13 protein-coding genes are annotated in these 16599 nt (G+C 68.4%); 9 read left to right on the top strand and 4 right to left on the bottom strand.

The features are described 5' to 3' along the window. Positions 1-27 precede the first annotated feature (27 nt). The 5 genes from FNV62_RS02585 (at position 28) to FNV62_RS02565 (ending at position 7686) form a co-directional block, all read left to right on the top strand. Positions 28-285: a phosphopantetheine-binding protein gene (locus FNV62_RS02585; protein ID WP_143599754.1), complete on the top strand. Its 258-nt coding sequence runs from the start codon at positions 28-30 to the stop codon at positions 283-285. Further along, positions 272-4642 carry a non-ribosomal peptide synthetase gene (locus FNV62_RS02580; protein ID WP_225900100.1) on the top strand — a complete coding sequence of 1457 codons (4371 nt, stop codon included), beginning with the start codon at positions 272-274 and terminating at the stop codon, positions 4640-4642. The genes FNV62_RS02585 and FNV62_RS02580 overlap by 14 nt, the downstream gene beginning before the upstream one ends. 90 nt (positions 4643-4732) lie before the next feature. Beyond that, entirely contained in the window at positions 4733-5776 is a 1044-nt protein-coding gene (locus FNV62_RS02575) for an ABC transporter substrate-binding protein (RefSeq protein WP_144314574.1), read from the top strand. Between the two features lie 74 nt (positions 5777-5850). Further along, entirely contained in the window at positions 5851-6825 is a 975-nt protein-coding gene (locus tag FNV62_RS02570; RefSeq protein WP_144316392.1) for a FecCD family ABC transporter permease, read from the top strand. Positions 6826-6879: 54 nt separating this feature from the next. Beyond that, on the top strand, positions 6880-7686 hold the full coding sequence (locus tag FNV62_RS02565) for an ABC transporter ATP-binding protein (protein ID WP_144314573.1): 807 nt from the start codon (positions 6880-6882) through the stop codon (positions 7684-7686). A 7-nt stretch (positions 7687-7693) separates the two neighbouring features. Here FNV62_RS02565 and FNV62_RS02560 read toward each other — a convergent pair whose 3' ends face one another. The 4 genes from FNV62_RS02560 to FNV62_RS02545 all read right to left on the bottom strand — a co-directional run bounded on the left by FNV62_RS02560 (position 7694) and on the right by FNV62_RS02545 (position 9406). Next, the gene (locus FNV62_RS02560) at positions 7694-7927 is read right to left on the bottom strand and encodes a hypothetical protein (protein ID WP_309170674.1); all 234 of its coding nucleotides are present in this window, start codon (positions 7925-7927) and stop codon (positions 7694-7696) included. Positions 7928-8115: 188 nt separating this feature from the next. Beyond that, a complete protein-coding gene (locus tag FNV62_RS02555; RefSeq protein ID WP_144314572.1) occupies positions 8116-8472 on the bottom strand; it encodes a hypothetical protein in 357 nt (118 codons plus the stop codon). Between the two features lie 35 nt (positions 8473-8507). Then, entirely contained in the window at positions 8508-9260 is a 753-nt protein-coding gene (locus FNV62_RS54485; protein WP_205523267.1) for a hypothetical protein, read from the bottom strand. Further along, positions 9257-9406 (bottom strand): hypothetical protein, encoded by a 150-nt coding sequence (locus FNV62_RS02545; protein WP_164657568.1) that lies wholly within the window; start codon positions 9404-9406, stop codon positions 9257-9259. Before FNV62_RS02545 ends, FNV62_RS54485 begins: the two co-directional genes overlap by 4 nt. Before the next feature lie 696 nt (positions 9407-10102). Between FNV62_RS02545 and FNV62_RS02540 the strand changes: the two genes are divergently transcribed. The 4 genes from FNV62_RS02540 to FNV62_RS02525 all read left to right on the top strand — a co-directional run bounded on the left by FNV62_RS02540 (position 10103) and on the right by FNV62_RS02525 (position 16344). Beyond that, on the top strand, positions 10103-11062 hold the full coding sequence (locus FNV62_RS02540) for an NAD(P)H-quinone oxidoreductase (RefSeq protein ID WP_143612010.1): 960 nt from the start codon (positions 10103-10105) through the stop codon (positions 11060-11062). A gap of 556 nt (positions 11063-11618) precedes the next feature. Continuing rightward, positions 11619-12464, top strand: a complete 846-nt coding sequence (locus FNV62_RS02535) for a fumarylacetoacetate hydrolase family protein (protein WP_143612009.1) — start codon at positions 11619-11621, stop codon at positions 12462-12464. 50 nt (positions 12465-12514) lie between these two features. Beyond that, positions 12515-13354: an enoyl-CoA hydratase/isomerase family protein gene (locus FNV62_RS02530; protein WP_143612008.1), complete on the top strand. Its 840-nt coding sequence runs from the start codon at positions 12515-12517 to the stop codon at positions 13352-13354. Between the two features lie 65 nt (positions 13355-13419). Then, positions 13420-16344 carry an FAD-binding and (Fe-S)-binding domain-containing protein gene (locus FNV62_RS02525; RefSeq protein ID WP_144314570.1) on the top strand — a complete coding sequence of 975 codons (2925 nt, stop codon included), beginning with the start codon at positions 13420-13422 and terminating at the stop codon, positions 16342-16344. Positions 16345-16599 lie beyond the last annotated feature (255 nt).

Below are 16599 nucleotides of genomic sequence, written 5' to 3'. Positions count from 1 at the left end.
CACCAGGCCGGATTGAGAGAGAACGACATGCCCGCTCCCCTCACGCTGGAGGGCTTCCGCGCGGACCTGGCGGAGTTCCTGTACCAGCGGCCCGACGAAGTCGACCTCGAAGAGAACCCCATGGACGCCGGACTGGACTCCCTGCGGATCGTCACCCTCCTCGAACGGTGGCGGGAGACCGGCGCGGAGGTGACCTTCGTCGAACTCGCCGAGCGCACCTCGTTCGCCCAGTGGTGGCAACTGCTCTCCGTACAGCAGAGGGGAGCGGACCATGCCGACGCATGACAGCGACATGGATGACACATCGCGGCGTCGTCCATTGCTGGCCGCCCAGGAAGGGATCTGGACCGGCCAGCAGCTCGACCCGGACAGTCCCGCGTACAACACGGCCGAGTACGTGCTCATCGACGGACCGGTGGACACGGCCGGCTTCGACGCGGCCCTGCACCACGTCGTCGCGGAGACGGAGGCCCTGAACGTCGCCTTCGTCGTCGACGACCAGGGCCGCCCCTGGCAGACGGACGCCCCGGCCGGCGACTGGCGCCTGCACACGGCCGACCTCACCACCGAGCCGGACCCGCACGCGGCGGCCCTGGCCTGGATGGGCGAGGACATGGCCCGCCCTGTCGACCTCGCGCGCGGCCCCGTCTTCGGCCACGCCCTGCTGCGCGTCGCACCGGAGCAGTACCTCTGGTACCACCGCGTGCACCACATCGCCCTCGACGGCTTCGGCCTGTCGCTGGTCGCCCGCCGAGTCGCCCAGGTCTACACGGCCCTCGCGGCCTGCGAGCCGGTGGAGGACAGCGGTTTCGGCACCCTGGCCGCGGTACGGGACGAGGAACGCGCCTACCGGGATTCGCCCCGCTTCGCCAAGGCCCGCGCCTACTGGGCGGACCGGTTCGCGGACCGGCCGCCCGTGGCGACACCCGCCGGCCGTACGGCCCTGCCCGCGCGCACGTTCCACCGGCGGGTGGCAGAGCTCGACGCGACGGAGACGGAGGCCCTGCGCGCCGTTGCCCGGGACCTGAAACTCACCTGGTCCGAGGTGCTGTTGGCCGTGACCGCGGCCCAGCTGCACCATGCGACCGGCGCACCGGAGATCGTCCTCAGCCTGCCGGCGATGGGACGCCTGGGCTCCGTAGCGCTGCGCGTTCCCTGCATGGTGCGCAACATCCTGCCCCTGCGCGTCGCGGTCACCGCGTCGGACAGCCTGCGCGACCTCGCGGCCCGGGTCTCCCGCGAGCTTCGCGCCGGACTGCCGCACCAGCGCTACCGCTACGAACAACTACGGCGCGACCTCAGGCTCGTCGGCGGACAGCGTCGGCTGTCCGGTCCCGGCGTCAACATCATGCCCTTCGAGTACGACCTGCGGTTCTCCGGACACCGCAGCACGGTGCACAACGTGTCCGCGGGCCCCGTCGACGACCTGTCGGTCAACGTCTACGACCGTTCCGAGGGCGGGGGACTGCGCATCGCCGTGGACGCCAACCCCGACCTCTACGACGAGGCGGACGTCGCCGCACTCCAGGAGGGACTGCTCTCCCTGCTCAGGGAGGCCGTCGCCGCCCCCGACCGGGCGCTCGGCGACCTGCGTGCACGCGAGCCCGTCCCGGTACTGGACGGCGGGCCGCTGCCCGGCCCCGTCCGCCCGGTCCTCGGCCTGATCGCCGACCACGCCGCCCGACGCGGCGGCTCCGTCGCCGTCGCGCACGACGGCGCCAGCATCACGTATGCCCAACTCTTCGGGTCGGCACGTGCGCTCGCCCGCCGACTGGCTGCCCGCCGGGTCGGCCACGGCGACCTGGTGGCCGTCGCCCTGCCGCGCGGCATCGACGCGATCACCGCCATCCTCGGCGTCCTGCTCTCCGGTGCCGCCTACTGCCCGCTCGACCCGACGGCGCCCCCGGCCCGCCGGGCGGAACTACTGGACGACGCCCGACCGGTCCTGGTCCTCACCAGCAGCTCCTACGCCGTCGGCTTCGGGGACCGGATCGTTCTGCGATACGACCAGCCGGAACCCGAGTCCGGAGCGGCCCAGCCGCCGACGCCGACGACGACGCCGGAAGACCTCGCCTACGTCCTCCACACCTCGGGCTCCACGGGGCGCCCCAAGGGCGTCGAGATCGGCCACCGCGCGCTCGCGCACTTCGTCGCAGGCGCCACGCACCGCTACGGCCTTCACCACCGGGACCGCGTCCTGCAGTTCGCCCCTCTGCACTTCGACACCAGCGTCGAGGAAATCTTCCTCACGCTGTGCGCGGGAGCCACGCTCGTCGTCCGCGGCGACGACATGACCGAGTCGGTCCCCGGGTTCCTGGACGCCTGCGCACGGCTGCGGATCAGCTTCCTGGACCTGCCCACGGCCTACTGGCACGAACTCGCCTACGCCGTCTCGACCGGCGCCGCCACTCTGCCCGCCGAGGTGCGCACCGTTGTCATCGGAGGCGAGGCGGCCCTCTCCGAGCGGGTCGACCGCTGGCGCAAGGCCGTCGGCACGTCGGTCCGGCTGCTGAACACCTACGGGCCGACCGAGGCCACCGTGGTCGCCACCGTCGCCGACCTCCACGACCCCTCGCTCGCCCCGGGAGACGTCCCCATCGGGCTGCCGCTGCCCGGCACCCGAGCCGCCGTGGTCGACGGCGAACTCCACCTCCTGGGCGACAACCTGGCCCTCGGCTACCGCGGAGACCGGCCACCGGACACCTCCCGTTTCGCCCCTCTCGACCAGCTCGCCGGAGCGCCCCGCGCCTATCGCACGGGCGACCTCGTACGGATCGGCGACGACGGACAACTGCGTTACCTGGGCCGGTCGGACACCGAGTTCAAGATCAGCGGACATCGTGTGCACCCGGCCGAGGTCGAGGGAGCCCTCCTCGGTCACCCGGGAGTCCGTGGTGCGGCTGTCGTAGGGCAGGTGCTGGGCGAGGGGACGCGGCGCCTGGTCGCGTACGTCGTCCCGGACGGGCCCGCCCCGGCGGTGGCGGGGATCCGCGACCACCTCCGGAAGACGCTGCCCGCGGCGATGATCCCGTCGGCCGTCGAGTTCCGTGACCGCCTGCCCCGGACGAGCTCAGGGAAAATCGACAGGAACGCGCTCGCCACGACGGCACCCGCCCCCGAAGCGCAGTCGGCCTCCTCCGACAGCGCACTGGAGCGCACCATCGCCGCCGTCTGGCAACAGGCGCTCGGCGTGGCCGCCGTCTCCGCGCGGGACGACGTGTTCGACCTGGGAGCCCACTCACTCCAGGCCATCCAGGTCGCCAACCGCCTCGGCGTCGAACTGCGCCGTGACGTGAAGGTCGCCTGGCTCTTCCAGCACCCGACCCCCGCCGAGTTGGCGAGGTTCCTGGAGCAACGGGAGCGGCCTCGACCGGCCGCTGCCGGCCTTCCGGCGGCCCTGCTCGCCGACACCGTCCTCGATCCGGACATCCGCCCCGCCGACGGTCCCCGGGCGAGCGGTACACCGGACAGAGTCCTGCTCACCGGCGCCACCGGCTTCGTCGGCGTGCACCTGCTGGCCGAGCTCCTGACGAACACCGGCGCGGAGGTCGTCTGCACCGTCCGCGCCGCGAGCCCTGCCGAGGCCACCGCCCGCATCCACCAGGCCCTGGAAACCCACCTGATCAACCTCCCGGACGCGACGCGTCACCGCATCACGGCGGTCCCCGCGGACCTCACCCGCCCCCACCTCGGCCTGGACGACGCGCTCTTCGCCGAACTCGCCCGCACCTGCGGGGCGATCATCCACAACGCGGCGACCGTCAGCATCATGCGCGAGTACGCCACCCTCCGCGCCACCAACACCGAGTCCACCCGGGAACTGCTGCGCATGGCGGCCGTGCGCTCGACCCCCCTGCACTTCGTGTCGACCCTCTCCGTCGCCCCACCCCTCGCCCTCGCCCCGGAGGTACCGGAGGCGTTCCTCCCGGCCCACCCCGGACTGCGCCACGGCTACCAGCAGTCGAAGTGGGCGGCCGAGCGCCTGCTGGAACAAGCCGTGGAGAGAGGCCTGCCGGTCACCGTGCACCGGCTCGGCCGGATCGTCGGCCCGTACACCACCGGTTACGTGAACGAGCGGGACTTCCTCTGGAGCGTGCTGCGCGCGGGGGTTCCCGCCGGCATCGTCCCCGACCTGTTCGAGGAGGAGGCCTGGACACCCGTCGACCACGTCGCCCAAGCCCTCGTCCACCTCTGCCTCGGCCAGCCCGCGCCGCGCGCGACCGTCTTCAACCACGCCGCCGGCGAGCTGGTGAGACTGGGTGACGTGTACGACTGGCTGGAGGAGTACGGCTACCCGCTGCGGCGTATGCCGTTGGCCCGGTGGCGTGCCGAACTGCCCCGCTCGTCCGGTCGCTCCGGTGGCTCCGGTGGCTCCGGTGGCTCCGATGGGTCCGGCGTGGCGGAGACCACGCTCGCCTTCTTCGACTCCTGGGACGAGGGCACCGACGACGCGACCGGACCAGACCTGCGCCTGGGACATGTCCGCGCCGACAACGTCGTGAACGGTCTGCGCGGCAGCGGCATCACCTGCCCGCCCGTCGACCGCCACCTCGTCTTCCGCTACCTCGACCACTGCGTCACCACCGGAACCCTGCCCGCCCCAGCCGGGAAACAGTTCCATCCCGCCACGCCCGCAAGGTAGTTGGACAAGTCCGGGAACTCAGGGGCGCCACCCCCCGACTACTGCAACAGAACCCGACGCCTCACGAGCACCCCGCAACAAGGAGCCAGCATGTCGAACAAACGGCCGGTCGCCGTCGCCCTGGCCGGCGCCCTGTGTCTGGTCACGACGGCATGCGCCGACTCGTCGACCGACAAGGGCGCCGCCATCGGCGGCAAGGCGTCCGCGGCGGCTGCGAAGTCCGGCTACCCGGTGACCCTCGAGAACTGTGGGGTGTCCGAGAAGTTCACCGAGGAGCCCAGCCGGGTGGTCGTGATGAACGGCGCCTCGGTGGCCGAGGTCTCCACGCTGCTCTCCCTCGGCGTCGGCGACCGCATCGTCGCCAACCAGCAGAGCTACGGGATGTCCGAGGTGGCGGGCCGCGCCAAGGCCATCAAGGCCCTGCCGACCGGCAACGTCAAGCTCAACGACGCGTACGACGTCCCGCGCGAGGCGATGATCGGGCTGCGGCCCGACCTGGTGCTGTCCACGACTTCGTACGGCTTCGACGAGAAGAACGGCTTCGCCACCCGCGACCAGCTCAAGCAGGTCGGCGCGGGCACCTACGTCTCCCCACAGGGCTGCGACCAGGACACCTCCAAGATGACCATCGCCGACAGCTACACGCTGCTGCGCGACATGGGCAGGATCTTCGACGTCAGCGACCGCGCCGAGAAGCTGATCGCCGCGTCGGAGAAGAACATCGCCGACGTCTCCGCGAAGGTGCAGGGCGACAAGCAGCCCAAGGTCATGATCCTGTTCTCCAACATGGCCATGGGCGGCAACGACTTCAGCTCGGTCGTCGCCAAGGGCATCTACAACGACATCCTCGCCAAGGCCGGCGGCAGCAACGCCTTCGCGTCCGCATCCAGGACCTCCTTCGCCGACCTGAGCAAGGAGAAGGTGGCCGCCACCGACGTCGACGCGCTCGTCGTCATCGGCTACAACGACCCGAACCCGGCGGCCTACGCCAAGAAACTGCTGAAGGAGTTCCCCCAGTGGCCGGCCGCGAAGAACAACAAGTACGTGGCCCTGTCCGACTCGATGTACCTCGGCCCCAGCAACGACCTGGCCGTCGAGAAGGTCGCCAAGATGCTGCACCCCGACAAGTTCTGAGCCCGAGTCCGATTCCGAGCCGCCTGCGGCTGCCGCTCACGGTCGCCGGCCTGCTGGTCGTCCTCGTGGCCATGATGGTGGTGGCGGTGAGCATCGGCGCGGTGACCATCCCGGTGGCGGAAGTGTGGGGAATCCTCTTGCACCACGTCACCGGCCGGGGAGCCACCGGCGACCCGGCGCTGGACCAGATCGTGTGGACCTTCCGGGCACCCCGCGTCGCCCTGGCCGCCCTGGTCGGCGCGGGCCTCGCCGTCGCCGGGGCGGTGCTCCAGACCCTGGTCTCCAACCCGCTCGCCGACCCGGTCGTCCTGGGCTTCTCCTACGGCGCCTCCCTGGGCGCCGTACTGGTCATCACCCTGGGCGGTGTCGCGCTCGGCGGGCTGGGCGGTCTCGGTGTGTCCGGCGCGGCGTTCGGCGGTGCCCTCGCGGCCGGGGCCCTGGTCTTCGCCCTGGGACAACGCCAGGGCCGACTGGCCCCGACCCGGCTGGTGCTGGCGGGAGTCGCGGTCGGCTATGTCCTGCTGTCGGTGACGAGCTTCGTCCAGTTGCTGGCGACGCCCACCGAACTGCGGACGGTCATGTTCTGGATGCTCGGCAGCGTCGCCGGCGCCCAGTGGAGCCAACTGCCCACGGTCTCGGTGGTGGTCCTGACGAGCACTGTCGTGCTGACCCTGTTCGGCCGTCGCCTCAACGCCCTGCTGGCCGGCGACGAGTCCGCGACCGCGCTCGGCGTGGACGTCAACCGGCTGCGCGCCGTCCTGCTGGTGATCAGCGCGCTGCTCACCGGCACCGTCATCGCCGTTTCCGGCGGCGTGGGCTTCGTCGGCCTGATGATCCCCCACCTGGTCCGCCTCACCACCGGCGCGGACCACCGCAGACTGCTGCCCCTGACCGCACTCCTGGGCGCCATCTACCTGGTCCTCGTCGACCTGCTCTCCCGCACCGTCAACCGCCCCAACGAACTGCCGCTGGGCATCCTCACCGCCCTGCTCGGCGCCCCTTTCTTCCTGTGGCTGCTGCGCCGCAACAAGGGCCTGGACACCGTATGAGGCCTGCACGCCGCACGGAGGGCCTGGACACCGTATGAGGAGCCTGGACGGCGTATGAAACTGACCGTGGACCAGCTCCACATCACCCTGGACCGCAAGCAGATCCTCCGCGATGTGCACCTGGAGGCCGCCAAGGGCGACATCGTCGGGCTCGTGGGCCCCAACGGCAGCGGCAAGTCCACCCTGCTCCGCACGGTCTACCGCTCCCTGCGGCCGGCCGACGGCGTGGTCAGGGTGGGCGGCGACGACGTATGGGAACTGTCCGCGCGCACGGCCGCCCGCCGCACGGCGGCCGTCCTCCAGGACGCCGGCACCACGACCGGCCTGACCGTGACCGAGATCGTCGCCCTGGGGCGCACCCCTCACCACGGGCTGATGGGCCGGGACGGCGCCGAGGACCGCGAGGCCGTGGGCGAGGCGGTCGAGCGCTGCGGCGTCGGCCCCTTCGCGGGCCGCGACTACGCCACCCTCTCCGGCGGCGAACGCCAGCGCGTCCTGCTGGCTCGCGCCCTCGCCCAACGACCCCGGCTCCTGGTCCTGGACGAACTCACCAACCACCTCGACATCCGCGCCCGGTTCGAGCTCCTGGACCTGATCCGCACCACCGGGATCACCACCCTGGCGGTCCTGCACGACCTCGACCTGGCCGCCCGGCTCTGCGACCACCTCGTCGTGCTCCACGAAGGCGCGGTGGTGGCGGCGGGACCCGTCCTGGAGGTCCTGACACCGGACCTCCTGTGCGACGTCTTCGGCGTACGGGGCACCACGGATCGGCACCCTGACGGCGTCGTCCGCATCACGTATGCCGCCGAGCCACTCGCCTTCGCCCAGGAGCCCGAGCCCGAGCCCGCGGAGCGGTGACGCGCCGTCACGCGCGGCGCGACTCGTACTGGATTCCGGCCCGGGTCAGCTCGCTCTCCTCGGCCCCGCCGAAACGGCCGACGAAATGCAGCGCCATGTCGATCCCGGCCGACACACCGGCGGAGGTGACGATGTCGCCGTCGTCGACGCATCGCTGTCCGGCGCGTAGGTCGACCGAGCTGTCGTCGCAGTTGCAGTCCCCGCAGAAGGTCGCGATCGGCTCCGGGCTCACGTCAGCCATCTGTGCCACCTCGTCGCTTCCGCCGCGCCGGACGGTCCGGCACGTCAACGATGCCCGGCACGCGGCCCACGACAAACGGGCACAACACGCTATAGAAACCAGGCCAGTTGGCGGGAACTGGCCGCGACTGCCGAACGACTCGCGCAGTGGGCGGGTCGTGCGACAGGGCGCTCGTGCGGCCCGGGAGATCACGACCGTACGGCGGCAAGCATCTCCGTGCACGCGTCGGCGGCCCGCCCGGGTCGCGTCGACGCAGACGCGGCAGTGCTCGTCGTGGGGAGCGTGCTGCCCTCCGGCTGGTTGGACACCTGGAGCAGCACCCGTTTCACTGGGAGAACGGTGAGCGGCTGATCGTCTTCATCAAGAACCTGCGCGATTGCCACACCACAGAGGACTTCGCGACGTTCCAGAGGGAACTTCTGCATGCCACGCTTGCCGCGAATCTTGCGTGTGCGGAGTACCGAGTGATCCTCACCGACGTGTGCGTATGGCGTGTGGTCCGCCTTCTGGAGGTTATGGGCAGATTCCGCGAGCGGATCCAGCATCCTGCCCGTCGCTGCAGGAATCCGGAAGCCGCCGCCTAAGCAATCCAGTCCTCGCTGTGCCGATGGCGATCCAGCCCCACGGTTGCGAACTCGTCCGTGGGCGCATTGGCCACCACCCCCAGCCTCCGGAGGGCCTGCGAGATCGGGCTGCCGGCGGATCCGAAGGGCTGGCTCTCCGCTACAAGGAGTGGTCCCAGTACGACGGCCCCATCAGCCCAGACGGCAGCGTGTTGTTCGCCGACCCCACCGAAGTACTCGGCTTCCACATAGGCCACCACTCCGGCGGCTGACCAGTCCGCAAGCCGCTTGTCGAACCCTCCCGGAAGCCGCCAGAACCCCAGAGAGCCCACGGTGCCGTCCGTTGCAGCATCGAAGAGCTGGTCCGTGATCGGCATCAGCGACAGGCCCTGGCCGAGAGAGACCACCCGAGCGGTAGGCAAGTCCCGTGAGGCGCCACGGAGAACCTCGTCCTTGGCGATGACTGCCTGCAGTTCATAACCCACCCCAACGCCCCCTCCACCGATCGGAGGCCCCATCTTGTCGCACGCGGTGACGTCGAACCCGCGTGGCACCCCGGCCAAGAACCCTCCCCCCTCCCGCAGGTTCCGGCGAAAGTACGGGGGAGGCGGCCAGGCGGGGGAACAGGACTTCGGCGTTGCCGCGGTTGACGGCCTGGAGGAGGTCGGGGGCCACGTCGCTATGGCGACTGTCTGGTCGACGGTGTACTGGTGGCGCACGGCGTGCATACCGTCCCGCAGGGTGACGTTGCTGATGTAGAGCCGGTTCATCGGGCGACTTCCGCGGCGGTCTGTGCGTGTTGGGCGTACGGGGAGTGCTGGGCGATGCGCTCGGCGGCGGCGGCCGTGAAGGTCATGATGTCGAGGTTCCCGGCGTAGGCGGGCAGACGGTCGGTGGCGTCGGTGACTTCGAGCATCACGGTCACCTTGGGCCGGGACGGAAGCCGGGGTGTACGACGATCCGGCTGGCGGATCCGGCGACCGGGCTGGGCGCCGAGGTCACCGTGGAGACGGGCTCCGGCGGGGGACTTCTGCGCGCACGGGTACGTTTCGTAAACGCAACGACTGGCTCGTCGAATGCCGCTGGCGGCAGGCTTCCACCCCTCCATGCGAGCTACCGGAAGGAGGGTCGCTGGCGTCTTCTGAGATGGTCACCCGGGGCGTCGCGTGCCGCCGCGGTCGTTGCCGGTCGCGATGCTTGCGGTGGCCTACGAGTGGCACATGCTGCTGACCGCGCCCTGTACCGGTTCGTGGATCTGCAGGAGAGCGCCGTCGCGGGGATGCTTCCCGCACAGGGCCACCGAAGCGAAGCTATGGACCAGCGACCACCACCCGGCCACGGTACGTACGCCTGGTCCTTGTCCCGCAGATCACCGTGGTGGTAGCGGCCACTGCTCAATGTTGACACTGCACACTCCTGTCCTCTAATGTGTGCAGCGTACACATTTGGGCTTTCCGGCGAGTCATTTCAAGGCCGAATCTCAGCCCTCGCGCTCTGGCATCGCCTTGTGGCGCGAGCGCCCAGCCTGCCGAACCATTGGCAAGGACACGTTGCCAACACATTTCTTGGGGTGCCCGGGAGCCCATCATCTCAGCCGTGTGAACGGAGCGTCATGAAGGCAATATCGATTAAGGAACCGGGTGGTCCTGAGGTTCTGGAATGGATCGAGGTCGAGGACCCGTTGCCCGCAGCCGGCGAAGTCGTCGTCGACGTGGCGGCCAGCGCGGTGAACCGGGCGGACGTCGCGCAGCGGATGGGCCGGTACCCGGTGCCGCCAGGGGCGTCGCCGTATTTGGGGCTGGAGGTCTCGGGCCGCATCAGCGCCGTCGGCGAGGGAGTGACTGGCTGGCAGGTAGGCAACGAGGTCTGCGCACTGCTGGCGGGAGGGGGCTACGCGCAGAAGGTCGCTGTACCCGCAGGACTGTTGCTCACGGTACCCAAGGGAATCGGCCTGGTCGAGGCGGCCGCCTTGCCCGAAGCAGTCACCACGGTCTGGTCCAACATCGTCATGACCGGGAAGCTGATAGAGGGCGAGACGTTTCTCATGCACGGCGGAGCCGGAGGCATCGGCACCTTCGCGATCCAGATCGCCAAGGCAATTGGCGCTCGCGTCGTCACCACCGTTGGAGGCCCGGAGAAGGCCGCACGAGCGCGAGAATTGGGCGCCGACCTGGCGATCGACTACCGCACACAAGACTTCACCGAGCACGGCCCCTACGACGTAATCCTCGATGTCATCGGCGGCCAGTACCTTGAACGAAACGTCCGGTCTCTGGCTACCGACGGACGTCTGGTCGTCATCGGCCTGCAGGACGGCCTGAAAGGGCAACTCAACCTTGGCGAGCTGGTATTCAAGCGGGCATCAATACACGGCACCACCTTGCGCTCCCGTCCCGTAGCACAGAAGGCCGCGATCGTGGCCGAAGTACAGAACGAGGTCTGGCCGCTGATCGAGAACGGCGCCGTGCAACTGGTCATCGACCAAATCCTGCCGATGGCCGAGGCTGCCGAAGCACATCGACTCCTGGACCTCGGCCAGCACATCGGGAAGATCTTGCTGGTGAACGGGTAGTGCTGGCGCCCGGTATCAGCAGGCGCTGAATCGGTGTCCTCGCTCAATCTCGGCGCCACGTACCGCTCTCGCGAAGTCGAGGTGTCCAGGTCCTCGCCGGTGACGGCTCTGAACTCTGCGTCGGGCTTGCGCATCGCCGGATCCCGTCAGGACGTCGCCGGCCAGCTTGAGCAGCTGGGTCTCGATGCCGGGCATCAGCCGTCTGTAGCTTGTCGCAGGGGCGGGGGGCTCTGGGCGGCCAACCCCGTTCAACCGTCCTAAGCTGGATTGTGGCAGGCATGGCCAGCTCCATGGAGTCTCAGATCCTATGAATGCCCACTTCAGACCCACCTCTTGGAAGGTTTGAACTGTCACCAGGAAGAGGTTGGTTCCCTGGGCGGCAGTCGTGTCGTCGGGCGCCGGCCCGGCCCGGCATCAGTGTGCCTGTCCTCACGATCTGGATCAATGCGTGGGCAGCGGCCGCAGCTGCCCACACAGATCGTTCTCGCTTTCCAGCCTGAGTGGTCGTTTCGGGCGCTCATCCAGGTCCCTCCCCGGGCACGTCGAAGGAGCACCAGTGCGCATCGGAAACCTCTCGGGCCGACTGGCTCTGTTCACCGAGCAGGGTGCGGTGGATGTCGAGAAGGCCAGCGGCGGCAGGTTCGGACCAGAGCCGCAGGCCGTCTACAACGTCTGGGAAGACTTCCTGGGCTGGGCCAAGGGCGCCGAGCTGAGCAGCGCGTCCGGGTTCGACCCGGCTGACCTTGGCTCGCCGACCCCGACGCCAGCCCAGCTGTTCGGCATCGGCGTGAACTACCGCGAGCACGCAGCAGAGACCAAGCTGGCCACCCCGGACAAGTTCCCACCGGTGTTCACCAAGTTCCGAACAGCGATCAGTGGGCCGGTCGGTACGGTGACGCTGCCCGAGGGCGGGCACACCGACTGGGAGGTGGAGTTGGTCGTGGTGATCGGCCGACGTGCCGAGCGGGTGTCCGCCGCCGACGCCTGGTCCTACGTGGCCGGGTTGACCGTGGGCCAGGACATCTCCGAGCGGATCCTGCAGACCGAGGGCCCCGCGCCCCAGTTCAGTATGGGCAAGTCGTTCCCCGGGTTCGCCCCTTTGGGGCCGTGGGTGGTCACCGTGGACGAGTTCGACAACCCGGACGACCTCGAGCTCGGCTGCGCCATCGACGGTGAGTCCATGCAGCACTCCCGCACCAGCAACCTGATCTTCCCGGTGCCCCAGCTGATCGAGGGCCTGTCAGCGACTCTGGCGCTGCTGCCCGGTGACGTGATCTTCACCGGCACCCCGGCCGGCGTCGGCATAGGCCGCAACCCGCAGCGGTGGCTGCAGCCGGGCGAGGAGCTGGTCAGCTATATCACCGGCATCGGCGAGCTTCGTCAGCGTTTTGTGAGCGCCTGAACCGGGGGCGGCGATCCGCTATCGGCCATCATCCGAAAGGAGCCGCGCCCATGGCATACTCTGATTACAAATATTTCCGGTTCGAGTTCGATACCGGGGTGGCATTCGTCACCATCGACCACCCGCCGATAAATCTCCTTGACGAATATCTGTCGCCGGAGTTTGACAGACTCGGCAGGGAACTCGAGGCGGATGAGAGCGTCCGGGTCGTGGTCCTGCAGAGTGCGGTTCCCGAGTTCTTCATGGCGCACTCCGGCCTGGGTCGGGTCGGAACGCTTTCGAAAACAGTTTCCCATACTCGCACCTTTCGTCTTACGCAGACGATCGGCGAGCGGTTCAGGAACATGCCCAAAGTGAGCATCGCCAAGATCGAGGGCCGGGCGAGGGGCGGAGGCAGTGAAATCGCACTGGCCATGGACATGCGTTTCGCAGCCGTCGGCAGAGCGGTCTTCGCCCAACCGGAAGTGGCGATCGGTCTCGTTCCGGGTGGTGGTGCCACGCAGAGACTTCCGCGGCTCATGGGGAGGGGGCGTGCCTTGGAGGTGCTCCTGGGTTGCGATGACATCCCGGCGGAGGTGGCAGAACGCTACGGCTACATCAATCGGGCACTACCGGCGGACGAGCTGACTCCTTTTGTCGAGAAGCTGGCTCGCCGCATCGCGTCCTTTCCTCCGCATGCCATCGCCCATGCCAAGGCATCCGTGGATGCCGGGGCATTCGGTTCGCTGTCGGAGGGGCTTCTGGTGGAGGCCCACGAGTCCGATCTGAGCGTCGCCAGCGAAGTGACGCAGACGCGTATGAAGGAAGCACTAAAGGCCGGCGCCGAAACTTATGAAGGCGAGTTGGAGATGGCCTATCTGTCGCAAATCTCCCACCCTTCGCCTGAATGACAAGCGGATCCCGTCCAGCCCACTCGGACACCACAATGCTCCGCTGGGCCATTGGAGGCCGTCGCATGAAGAAGCTCTTCGCCCCCGACGCCAGCCGCATCGGACGTCCGGACGGGCCGGCGCAGCCCGATGCGGTCGGCGTCGAACACCTCGGCGGCTCACCGGCGCACCTCGTCCGTGACCTCACCGGACTGCTGGGTTCCGGGCAAGTCCTGCACCGGCTCTCGGACCTGGTGCGCTACGCCTCGGACGCGAGCCCCTACCGACTTCTTCCACAAGTCGTCGTGCAACCACAGGACGCGGGCGACGTCGCCGCTGTGTTCGACTACTGCCGCCGGACCGGGCGGCACGCCACCTTCCGATCCGGAGGTACCAGCCTCAACGGCCAGTCACAGTCCGACGACATACTGATCGATGTCCGGCGCCACTGGGCCGGAATGACCGTCGAAAACGACGGCGCCCGCCTGCGGGCGCGCCCAGGCACGATTCTGTCTCACGCAAGCGCCGTCCTGGCACGGTACGGGCGCCGACTCGGTCCCGATCCCGCCAGCGCCGACGTCGCCACCATTGGCGGGGTTGTCGCCAACAACGCAGGAGGCATGCGGTGCTCGCTGCCCAGGAGCGCATACCACTGCGTAGCCGGAATCACCTTCGTACTCCCCTCCGGAACCACGATAAACACCGAATCCCCCGACGCCGAATCCTCCTTCCGTAAAGCCGAGCCAAAATTGGCCGACGGCCTGCTGGCCCTTCGTGCGGAAATACTCGCCGATGAGGAACTTGTCGAGCGGATCGGGCACAAGTACACAATCCGCAACACCACCGGATATGCCCTCAACGCGTTTCTCGACGCAGAGACGCCGCTGGAGATCTTCCGTCGGCTGCTCGTCGGCTCGGAAGGAACCCTGGCCTTCATGGCCGAGGTCGTGTTCGACACCCTCCCCGACCCCGGGCTGACCACCGTGACGTGGATCGCCACCGAATCCATCGATGCGTCGGCACGCCTGGTACCCGCCCTGGTCGACCTGGGCGCGGAGGCGGTGGAGCTGATGATGGCACCCGCGCTGACCGAGGCGGCGAAGGCATACCCGGGCGCCCCCTCCTACTGGCACACGCTCGATCCCAAGGCGGCTGCCCTCCTCGTGGAGTTCCGCGGTGAAGCCGACGCACTCGATGACGCCGAGCAGCGCGTCCGAGAGGTTGTCGCAGACACCACCCTGCTGTATCCGATCGAATTCACTCGAGACGAGGAACTCATCGAGTGCAACTGGCGGGTGCGCGAGGGCCTGCTCGGCATCGTCGGTCACCTGCGACCAGAAGGAAGCGCAGTCGTCAACGAAGACGTCTGCTTCCCTCCCGCACGTATCGCCGACGGTGCCCACGACCTGCAGCTACTGCTCAGCAAGCACGGATTCCTCCCCGGAGTCGCCGGCCACGCCGCCTACGGCAACCTGCACTTCACCTTGACTCCCATACTTTCCGAGGAAGCCGACAAGGAACGCTACGGGGCATTCATGTCCGACCTGGTCGACTTGGTCATCGGAAAGTACGATGGCTCACTCAAGGCCGAACACGGCACCGGACGCAACATGGCTCCCTTCGTCAAACACGAATGGGGCGCCAAAGCAACCGACATCATGTGGCGACTGAAGCGTCTCGCCGATCCACACGGGGTCCTCGGGCCAAACGTCATCCTGACGACCGACGAGGGAATCCACCTCAAGGATTTCAAATCCACGCCTAAGATCGAACAAGTAGCGAACCTGTGCATCGAGTGTGGATTCTGCGAAGCCACGTGCCCCAGTCGCAATGTGACGACGACCCCTCGGCAGCGGATCGCCCTCCGCCGAGAGATGGCCCGGCAACCCGAGGATTCTCCGGTGCTTGCACAGCTCCAGGCCGAGTATGAATACGACGGCATCGAGACGTGCGCCGCTGATGGAACCTGCGCCATCCCGTGCCCCGTGCAGATCAACACTGGGAACCTGATCAAGGGATTCCGCCGTGCCGAGTCCACCCCTTCCCGTGAGCATGCCGGGCTGACGGCAGCCAAGCACTGGGGCCAGATCGAAAGGCTCGCACGCACAGCGATGTCGGCGGTCAACGGCGTCCAGTCCCGCATGGACGTAAAGGTCCTCACGGAGCTGACCAACGCAGCACGATGTGTCGCCAGCAGCGATCTCATCCCCTCGATTCCAGGCCCCATGCCCCACCCCGCACCCGCCCACCTGCCGCATACCGAGCGGCAGTCTGCGCGTGCGGTGTACTTCCCGACCTGTATCAACCGCATCTTCGGGCGCGACCCCGACAAACCGAGAACGCCGACGCTTCCCGAGGCGTTCGTCACGCTCTCCGCCCGCGGCGGCATGCCCCTGTGGATACCCGATGACGTACGCGGACTGTGCTGCTCGACGCCCTGGGCGAGCAAAGGTCTCGCAGACGGGCACCAATGGATGGCGGAGGCGATCTGCGACGCCCTCTGGCGGTGGACCGATCACGGCTCGCTCCCCATCGTGATCGATGCCGCGTCCTGCACCCACGGGCTGCTCGAGGATGTCGCCAAGCACGTCGACGATTCGCGGCGCGCTCAGATGGGGGCCATGAGTATCCGAGACTCGATCACCTGGTGCCGGGACCTGCTTCCCCATCTCTCAGCGAACCGCAAGCTCGAGACGGTCGCACTGCATCCGACGTGTTCCACGACCCACCTTGGGCTCAACCATGACCTCAAGACCATTGCGTCTTTCCTGGCCGACACGACCGTGGTGCCCGTCGGCACAACCTGCTGCGGCACTGCCGGAGACCGCGGTCTGCTCCATCCGGAGCTGGTGGTATCCGCGACACGGGACGAGAAGGCCGGACTCGACGCCTCTCCGGCCCAGGCGTATCTCTCGGCAAACCGCACGTGCGAAATGGGTCTTCGACACGCTACCGGGCATCCATATGAGTCCTTCATTTTCCTACTCGAAGAACTCACCAGACCATCTTGAGCTGATACGCGAGACGAACCGCGACCCACTGACGTTCTTTCAGCGGGTGAGTAGAACAACCGGATGTTCGGATCGTCGGCCGAGAGGCTGGCGGGGAACAGGGGGAGGCAGGCCGGCCTTCTCCCGGGCCTCGCGCAGAGCAAGCGTTGGTCTGGCGTCGAACAACCCCGCGATGGTCGGCACCGTCGGGAAGCGTCTGGTCCAGAACTAGCCGCCGGATTCGGGACCCCTCGGCTGCACCGTCACGGTCGCCGA

It is taken from the genome of Streptomyces sp. RLB3-17 (assembly GCF_007113425.2).
GTDB classification, from domain to species: Bacteria; Actinomycetota; Actinomycetes; order Streptomycetales; family Streptomycetaceae; genus Streptomyces; species Streptomyces mirabilis_D.
This window is presented reverse-complemented; position numbering and strand designations above follow the sequence as displayed.